6 protein-coding genes are annotated in these 9,327 nt (G+C 38.7%); all 6 read right to left on the reverse strand.

Annotated elements, in window-relative coordinates; all coding sequences use genetic code 11:
* Positions 1 to 969, reverse strand: a 969-nt coding sequence (locus AAC037_RS11880; RefSeq protein ID WP_339903203.1) for an exo-alpha-sialidase, incomplete at its 3' end; no start/stop codon positions are given.
* Positions 969 to 2,489 carry a sulfatase gene (locus tag AAC037_RS11885; protein ID WP_339903204.1) on the reverse strand — a complete coding sequence of 507 codons (1,521 nt, stop codon included), beginning with the start codon at positions 2,487 to 2,489 and terminating at the stop codon, positions 969 to 971. The genes AAC037_RS11885 and AAC037_RS11880, both read right to left, overlap by 1 nt.
* Positions 2,490 to 2,711: 222 nt before the next feature.
* Positions 2,712 to 4,184, reverse strand: coding sequence for a SusD/RagB family nutrient-binding outer membrane lipoprotein (locus AAC037_RS11890; RefSeq protein ID WP_339903205.1), 1,473 nt, complete (start codon positions 4,182 to 4,184; stop codon positions 2,712 to 2,714).
* 32 nt (positions 4,185 to 4,216) lie between these two features.
* Complete coding sequence (locus AAC037_RS11895) at positions 4,217 to 7,687, reverse strand: SusC/RagA family TonB-linked outer membrane protein (protein ID WP_339903206.1); 3,471 nt, start codon at positions 7,685 to 7,687, stop codon at positions 4,217 to 4,219.
* A 117-nt stretch (positions 7,688 to 7,804) separates the two neighbouring features.
* Positions 7,805 to 8,806: a FecR domain-containing protein gene (locus AAC037_RS11900; protein WP_339903207.1), complete on the reverse strand. Its 1,002-nt coding sequence runs from the start codon at positions 8,804 to 8,806 to the stop codon at positions 7,805 to 7,807.
* Positions 8,807 to 8,997: 191 nt separating this feature from the next.
* Positions 8,998 to 9,327, reverse strand: a 330-nt coding sequence (locus AAC037_RS11905; protein ID WP_339903208.1) for a sigma factor-like helix-turn-helix DNA-binding protein, incomplete at its 5' end; no start/stop codon positions are given.

Raw genomic sequence — 9,327 nt, forward strand, 5'->3', positions numbered from 1 at the left:
ATCAGGAGAAGAGAACAAGGCCTGAGTATTCCGGATACCTGCTGGGTTGGTTCGGTCTGTGGACTGTTTAATTGCTTCCGGAATAACATTGGCAATGGTCCAGTACAAGTTACTTTTCTTATCAAATCGGATGGTAAATTTTTTACTTCCTCCAGGAAAAGCTATAAAACCGGTTGCCGGATCAAAAGTAGCTTTTTTGCCATCTGTACTTATTTTTACCATAGCAGCTTTTTCTTCCAATGTAGATCGGTCATCAACTCTCAAAATGTCCCAAAGTTGCCCTTCTCTATCCACTACAGCATTGCCTTCTAGCCAGCCACCAAAATTACCATCAAGGTAAGTGGAGTCATAATATAGAATATTGCTGCTGGTCCAGCTGTCTGCTTTTAATAAATCCGCATCCACAGGGGCTGATAACATGAAAGCACCGTACCTTTTTCCCCATTTCTTGATTGGGCCCATGGCACTTTCCATGGCTCTCCAAATTCTGCCATTGTGCTCGATAATTGGCATTGGTGCACAATGGTACTCCCCTTCAAGGATAAGCCCATTGCTTCCATTGGTGGGTTTTGTCCAGGTTTTTCCACCGTCATCTGAGCGCCTCACAAGCGTATTCCCATGATGTCTGTCCGGGCCAATTAACCAAAGTGTCCCTTGGTTCACAAAAAGTTTGGACCAAAATGCGCCATCTATTTCAGCAATTACCTCCCAGGATTTCCCTTTGTTGCTAGAGCTATAGATTTTAGAGGTTGCACGCACATGTTCATTGGACTCAGGTCCAAAATAATCATGAGAAGCTACGTAATCCCCATTAGGTAAAATGGCCAAACTTGGAGATCCGATGTATTTACCTGAGGAAGCAGGGCTATAGGCCACTACTACACCGGGTACTTTTGAATCATCAAATTCCTGAGCGGCCAAGCCAAAACCGGAAAATAAAACTGTTATTAGAATCGCTACTATTTTCATTATTTTAAGTTTGTTTGTGTATTAATTCGTGGAAAACGCGCATTGGATGCATACAGCCGATCCAAAAGCGCTTCTTTCATTCTATCAGCTTCCCAGGGGCGAGCCATGCTAAGATCAATCGATTCACCGGGATCATGCTTAAGGTCATAAAGCTCCACTTGGTCTCTGTCAAAAAAGTAAATCAGTTTCATCTGTCCCCTACGGATAGCCGCTTGAGGTCTAGTCTGACTGGCTTTACCATCTTCCACCCCAATATCCTCCAAAGCTTCATCGTACTTTTTCCCCTCTGGGTGGTAGTAAGGAAAATACCAAAACAAGGGCTTTTCTCTTGCTATATTCTTTCCTACTAACAATGGAATAATGGATTGCCCGTCCAGCTTTTCCATATTTATCGTCTTTGCTCCCCCAATTTCCATAAAAGTTGGCCAAAAGTCAGTTTGAATTACAGGACTGGCTGAAATACGGTTCGCAGCAACCTTCCCAGGCCAGGAAACAAGCATGGGTATTCGAATACCTGCCTCATATAAATTCCATTTACTCCCTCTATAGGGTGCATGAGAGGCATACCTAGGATGGCCTCCATTGTCTGAAGTAAATATTACCAATGTGTTGTCCCTTTGCCCTGATTTATCGAGGGCTTCCATTACCTGGCCCACATAATGGTCCAGCAATTCTATATTGGCGGCATATCGAAGCTCTTCTTCACTTAAATTTCGTTTGGCTTTTGCCTTGTATTTTTTCTCAATCCATTCTAAACCTTTCAGGTGCAGTGTGTGAACAAAATAATGACTGACCATTAAGAAAAAGGGGGATTCGCGCTTTTTTTCAATGAATTTTACCGCCTCAGTGGTTAATAAATCCTCAGGATATTGCCCTTCTTTAAGTTCTGTTAATGACTTAGTTCCACTATAAGGATGCGAACCAAAGGTTTCTTTTGCCGTGTCAAAGCCCTGTTGTGCAGGACCATGAGTTAAACTCCAGCCCTTGTAAACTTTATTATGGGAAGCCACATGCCACTTTCCCACTATACCTGTGTCGTAACCAAGCCCTTTAAGTCCTTCTGCCACAGTAACCTCATCTAGGGGAAGGTTTAAGGTAATAGGGGGAGAAATAAGCTTTTTATTTTTAAAAAGGGCTATCCATCGTTCATCCTCCCAATCCAGACTATCTTCTTTGAATTTGGTCACAAACTCAAAATTAAGCCTTGCAGGAGATTTCCCTGTTAGCAAAGCAGCCCTGGCAGGTGAGCATAATGGTGCAGAGGAATAGGCATTCGTAAAACTCATACCTGATTTAATGAGAAGGTCAATATTGGGGGTTTCCGCAATTGATTTCCCACTGGCACCCGGAAAACCGGCAATATCACCATAGCCCAAATCATCTACATAGATCAAAAGGATATTGGGTTGCTCAGGGGGATTCTGTAGGGAAACCGATTTGCCATCGGCAACGATTAGGCTGCCTAGACAAATGGTCAATAGCAATAGCTTTTTCAAATTATTAATGGGGTTATTGTTCATTAAAAGATGTTTATTCACAACGGTCTATACGCTTCTTAAAGGTCAAAAATTTAATATACTACCAGCATTTCCCATCCTCTGTCAACCATTGCTGTACATATTCAAATATACCATCCTTCCTCATTAAAAAAACACGGACAGGTAGGAATCTAAACAAAAAAAAGAGGAAAACTACCGGTATGTTGGCAATTTTCCTCCTTTTTACTTTAATGGATAGCTATATTATTTCAGCCACCAAGTCATTTCATTGATATGATCATTACCTTCACCAAACTGTCTGCTAATGGCATTCGTTACATTGTTGGCGTTGTAATTGTATTCAGATTGAGGGTATATCCATCGGTAAGGAACTTCCACCCCTGCTGGCCTTCTAAAGGAAGGATAGCCACCTGTTCTCAAGTGATCAAAGAATGAAGTCCATCCCAATTGGAAGAAAGATTGCAAGTATTTTTGCATGATAATCAACTCCAATTGTTCTTCTTCAGTCTGAGCCATTGCAAAATCATTAATGGGCTTGGACAGGTAGTCTTCTGCATTCGTTTCTCCTACATAGGAAGAATAGTTCTCTGCATACATTTCATAGAACTTAAAAGAAGCCTTAACACCGGATTCATATAACATGCCTGCGTCTGCATTGATCCATCCTTTAGTGGCTGCTTCCGCCAAGATCAATTGCTGTTCGGAATAGCCTAAAAGCACATAAGGCTCATTTACAGGGTCTTTATGGTACCGGTCATTTACTTTGGAAACATTCCCTTCTGTGGCTTTTTCATTTACCTCAGCATAGGGTGCTGCCGGATCTCCTCCTTCATAAGCAGAAAAGTCATTTAGCGCTTTCCCTGCTTCTTTAGCGGATTTGGTCTGGGTACTATAAATGAACAACCTTGGATCTTCACGGTCTTGAAGTCGCTGAATAAACGTGGAATCCATGTACATTCCAGAGCTAAAACCACTGGAATTAAAATCAGGGTAACGGTTGCCCTGCTGATCTAAAAAGACCAATTGCCCACTTTCTTCCACACTTTCCATCAGCGGTTCATTTTGATAAATCGAGGCAAACTCGCTTCCATCGTTCATTCCGTCTTTTTCAGATAAGGTCAACAAAACCTTCAAACGAAAAGCATTGATTAGCTTTCTCCAGCTATTTACATCTCCATCATAAATTATATCTCCTGCAATAATGATATTGTTGGCAGCCAATAGATCATTTGCTTCCTCCAAATCCGTTAAAATCCCTTCGAAGACAGTCTCCTGATCGTCATAAATTGGTTGGTAATCTTGTTCTGATTCCCCCATTAAAGCAGAAGTATAAGGAATATCCCCAAACGTCAATGTAAGGTTGTAGAAGTAGTAAGACCTAAAAAACTTACCCAAGGCTACATAGGTAGGCTCTCCAATTCTTTCTCCTTCTTCCATCATTTTCGTCACATTTCTCAAGGTTCCGTAAGAACCGTAGCTTCCCCTATCCCACTTATAATACTGGTTGGTATTCTCACCATCTGTCTGCACTAGCATTTTCAATGCATATAATGGTGAAGTCCCCCGAGAATCTCTGAATACATCCCATTCAATATTGGTCAACAATAGTTGGGGGTGCGTTTCTGTCGGTAAATTAGGATTGATATTCATTTCCTCCAAGTCCTGACAAGAGGCCAGCCCAATCAACAATAAACCTATAACTAATATATTTTTCATTTTATCTATTTTTACTTAGTCCGGAAAATCTATTAAAAGGTAGCTCGTAGCGTGAAACCTACATATCTTGAAGAAGGGTCCTGCAAGTTGTTATCATTTCCATAGTCAGGGTCCAACAAAGGCATCTTTTTCCACATGGCCAGATTATAACCATATATAGATAGATCTAGATTCTTTATTTTTTCTGAAGTCATGATATTCATCAAGTCATAAGACACTGATAATCTCCTTAATTTAAAGTAAGAACGATCATATACATTCGCGAAAAACGAGTTTTCTTCCTCGGTAACTTGAGCTCTATAGGGATAAATTTGTGACCAGGTTTGCCAGCTAACAGCAGTTGTATTTGGAGAATATTCTCTGCTATCAGTAATAATAGCTCCATTTACATCCCTTACTAGTTCACCTCCGGTTACCACAACACCTTCAGGTACGTATACAGGTTGCCCTGCCGCATATTCCTCATCTCTGTACAATACAGAGTTTGGATGTTTACCACCCCACCACATTTTCTCTATGGTCAGGGATCTTATCAGGCCACCCCAAGCACCATCTATGTCCATATCAATCCTAAAATCTCCTACCTTAAACTTATTTTGAAGACCCAATCTCCATGATGGATTCAGATGACCAATTTTAGTTGGATATGGATCCCTGGTAGGCAAGCCAGTATTGGCATCAAGGATCACCTGGCCGTCAGCACTTTTCTGCCAAACAGTAGCGTAATACGCATCAGACCTATCACCCACAACGAGATTTCCGAATTTCTCATTGTTGGCATAGATTTCGGTAATTTTCTTCACATACCTGGTCCAATTAAGCCCAATATCCCATGAAAAATTACTTTGTGCTATGGCGCTGAAATTAACCATGGCCTCTAAACCCTGAGTAGTGTATTCATTGCCATTAACTTTCCTAGAACTAAAACCTGAAGCTTCAGAAATACTTAAATCAATGATTTGATTTTCATCCAAAATCCTGTAATAGGTACCTTCAAATGTAAATCTTTTCTGAGCAAAAGAAGTGGAGAAACCAGCCTCAAATGTAGTAGACTTTTCAGGCATAATGCTGTTGTTTACCAAACCTGATGGATAGTAAACAGAAGGAGTAGCTCCATAAGTAACACCTTTTTGATAGGTAGAGTAAATACTGTAAGGACTTAAATCACTAGATACCTGTGACCAAGAACTGTAAACCTTCAGGTAATCCATTGCTTTTGGCAATTGAACAAATTCTGAAAGCATAGCGCTCAAAGATGCTGAAGGGTAAAAATAGGAATTGGTAGAAGTAGGCAGGGTGGATGACCAGTCATTTCTACCGGAGAAATTCAAAAATATTGAATTCCAAAAATCAAAATTAACCGAACCATAGGTACTTCTTATGGCTTTCTCATCAAAATAATTGCTTGCCTGCACAGGTCCTTGTGTATTACTTAAACTATAAATACCGGGAACTATCAAGCCATCAGAAGAGGCATACTCTTGCTGATATGTTCTATAAAATATAGATCCACCGGCATTTACCGCGAAAGAAAAATTATCACTAACAGTTTTGTTATAAGAAGCAAGAATATCCGTATCCAAGTTCAAACGGCTATTGTTCCACATTTTGTAATCCCCATTTCTTGAATCTCCGTAGTTCATGTAAGATTTTGGGCTTTGCATGTCAGAAAATACCCTGTACTCTCTGGCAGAAACCCTACCTTGAATATTAAAATTATCTGAAACCTGATAATTCAACTTTAACTTACCATCAAGGGTATTCTGGTTGTGCTGTTGGTTCAACTCATGAGCGGCAAAATATACATTATTATACCAGGCATAATTGTAATTGGCTTGTCGGTACCCTTCTAGTCCGGGTACATACATATGATCTCTTAAATCTTGACCATTCACATCATCTCCCATCCAGATCAAAATGGTATACATATGGTTTTTTGGTCCATAACCATACCTAGGGTAATTGGGAGAATAAACTTTGTTATAACTTAAAGTTGCATCTAAAGTCAATTTATCCGTTAGGTCAAAAGAACTATTGAAATTCAAACCACCAGTATTAAGCGCCGTATTAGGAACCTGCCCTTTTTGATAGGAATAATTCCCGGAAAAGTAAAATCTGGACTTTTCACCTTGATAAGCAATGGAAAAATCATTTTTTGAAACCACTCCGGTTTTCAAAAAGTCATTTAGGTTGTCATGTCTTTTCCATTCAGTCGGTACCCTTTCATACAAGGACTTATCATCGTAAATCGTACCGGCTACATTTCCATACCAATCAACCGTTTCTCCAGTTTGTATATTTCTAATTGGACTGTTCCATTGAGGAACCATCACACCTGGTTCAAATTTAGGACCCCAAATCATGTCCCCATCGGAAATACCACCATCTGCACCATCCCAGAATTCATACTTACCATTGGAACCATTACCGTTCTCAGTTTGGGTTTCCGGAAATACAGTAAATCCTGCTGTTACCATATTACTGGTAGATGCGGTAACAGTAAGTCCTTCTTTTGAAGCATTTTTTCTTGTAATTAAGATGGCTCCATTTTTCCCTCTTGCACCATAAAGTGCCGAAGCCGCTCCACCTTTAAGCACGTTGATACTTTCAATGTCTTCAGGAGATATGTCAAATAAATTGGTTTCTACAGGAATTCCATCCAATACAATCAATGGAGTCTTACCTCTCAAAGAAAATGATGGCGACTGGAAAATACCCGTAGGATTGGTCACCGTTAAACCTGCTACCTGACCGGAAAGTGCATTACCAAGGTTCATGGTTCTTGCTTCACCTAAAACCTCGGTATTTACCTCCTGTGTAGCATAACCCAGCTTTTTCTTTTGCTGCTTGATAGTGACCACCACTTCATCAAGATTTTGCTGGTCTTCTTCCAATACTACATCAATTATTGACCGTCCATTAACTGATTCTTCTAAAGTAGCAAAACCTATAAAGCTGAACTGAAGGATAGCATTTTCATCAGCCCGAATGCTGTAATTGCCATCAAAATCAGAAATGGTTCCCTGCAAAGTTCCTTTTACCTTAACTGCAACTCCCGGCAAAGGAAGGTTGTCCGTTCCTGATGTAATTTGTCCCTTAATATCTATTGGGGCATCTTCTGTATTTTCTTCACCTTCATTGTTATTGCGATGACGGCGTACAGAAATATTATTGTTTATCTGCTGAAAGGCCAATCCTGTATCTTCACTGATCTCCAAAAGAGCGTCCTCTACAGAGATTTTCTTGTGATGGATAGAGATTAGCTCATGTAAGAATTCATCGTTTTCATGTACTGTGAAATGAAATTCGGACTGATCTTCAATTTCTTTAAATACATCAACCAGTTTTCCCTTGTTAAAGGAAATACTTACAAATACTTCATTGATTTTTTTAGCTTCAATTTTTTCTGCATGCAGTGCATTGGAGAAAACTAATTGTAGCAAAAAACCAAGCATGACATACCTTGTCATTTTTAGAATTAGTGGTAAAGGTTTTTTTCTCATAATTTAACTTGTTAAAATACTGTATCGGCATTAAAAGATTTAGCAAAATAAATTTTTAAACATTTGCTGATAAAAGTTTCAGAGACTTCAAAGCATTAAGCCTTTGGTTCTGAGGGTTTAAAATTGAATTGTTACCTGATCGTCGTTTATTTCATAGGCGAATTGTTTAGCGTATTGCAAGTCCATTAATATATTTTTAAGAGATTCCTTTTTGTAAACAGTGCTCACTTTCCAGTCATTGGGTTTTCTGCCTTTTACCTTAATATCCACACCAAACCAACGTTCAAGTTTTACCTTTACCTCCATAAAATCAGCATATTCAAAAACAAGTTTCCCTTCTTTCCAACCTGCCACCAATTCAGGGTTAAAGGATGATTTTACATAGGAATCTTTTATATTATCCACTTGTAATTCTTTTCCCGGTAATAGTAATATGGGTAGTTTTTCGCTGGTTGGGTTTTGAATTTCTACTTCTCCCTCAAAAAGGGAAATTTTCATTGTTTCATCGCCCGGATAGGCATTAATATTAAAAATGGTTCCGAGTGCCTTGGTGGTTACACCATTACTTTCTACAATAAATGGTTTGTTTACATTTTTAGCTACTTCAAAATAGGCTTCTCCCATCAGATAAACCATCCGCTCTTCACTATTAAATGCTTTTATAAATTTGATACTAGAAAAACAATTTAAAAATACCACTGATCCGTCAGGAAGTGTATGTTTGGTTTTCTTTCCGGCAGGATTGGCGAGAACTGTATATTCTATTACCTTATCTTCTTCTTTTTCTTGGTTTGCTGCAACAAAATAATAAAAAGCACTGTAAAACCCAAAAATAAACAATATAACAGCGGCATACTTTAAGAAAGTATTGTATGAGAAAGAATTTTCCTTCTTTTCTACCATTCCTTTTTCCCAGATGTCATCAATTTTTGATTTGGAGATAGGCTTCTTGGAAGCAAGAGATTGTTCCTTCCATAATTTTTTTAGGGTTTTTAAGGTTTCATAATTTTCCCTACTTTCTAAAGCCCAAACTTCTAACTCTTCAATTTCCTCCTTGCTTGCGGTACGGGCCAGCATTTTTGCCAGAAGGACATCTATTTTATTTTCGTTCTGTCTCACATATATAAAGACAACCTTAGCAAAGAAAAGGCGTAACGGGTTGAATTATTTTTATTAATAATTTTTGTAAGGTAATCTAGGGTATGAAACTGTAAACTGAAGAAATATAAGACAAAACCTATTGTTAGCTGTTAATGAGTATTCTAACCTTAAAAACAAAAAAAGAAATCAGCAATTTCAGGCTAAAATTTTTATACGAAAGCTTTTTCCACCTTTCTCTTTTCCTCAGCAATTTTCTTTTCTTTACCATTGATCTCTAGGTAGCTTTGAATTCCTAATCTCATATCCTTAATGGCAAGCTCTAAATGCTTTTTAACCGTTTTTTCGGTAATTTCTAAAAGTTTAGCTACTTCGGCTATCTTGAGGCTATCTTCCTTAATCATTTTAAATACTAACTTTCTTTTGCAAGGCAAGCCCTCAACCAATGTGGAATAAAATGCTCTTAATTCATTATTCAAAAGCTCGTTGAGGGGCTGTGAATAATCACTTGTGCTCACATGATCCATTTCTGATGAGATGGT

Source organism: uncultured Cyclobacterium sp., from assembly GCF_963976465.1.
In the GTDB taxonomy this organism is placed as follows: domain Bacteria; phylum Bacteroidota; class Bacteroidia; order Cytophagales; family Cyclobacteriaceae; genus Cyclobacterium.

What these genes read in the sequence shown, in the direction of transcription:
- AAC037_RS11885 (WP_339903204.1), bottom strand. Translation starts at nt 2,489, where the DNA reads ATGAACAATAACCCCATTAATAATTTGAAAAAGCTATTGCTATTGACC.
- AAC037_RS11890 (WP_339903205.1), bottom strand. Translation starts at nt 4,184, where the DNA reads ATGAAAAATATATTAGTTATAGGTTTATTGTTGATTGGGCTGGCCTCT.
- AAC037_RS11895 (WP_339903206.1), bottom strand. Translation starts at nt 7,687, where the DNA reads ATGAGAAAAAAACCTTTACCACTAATTCTAAAAATGACAAGGTATGTC.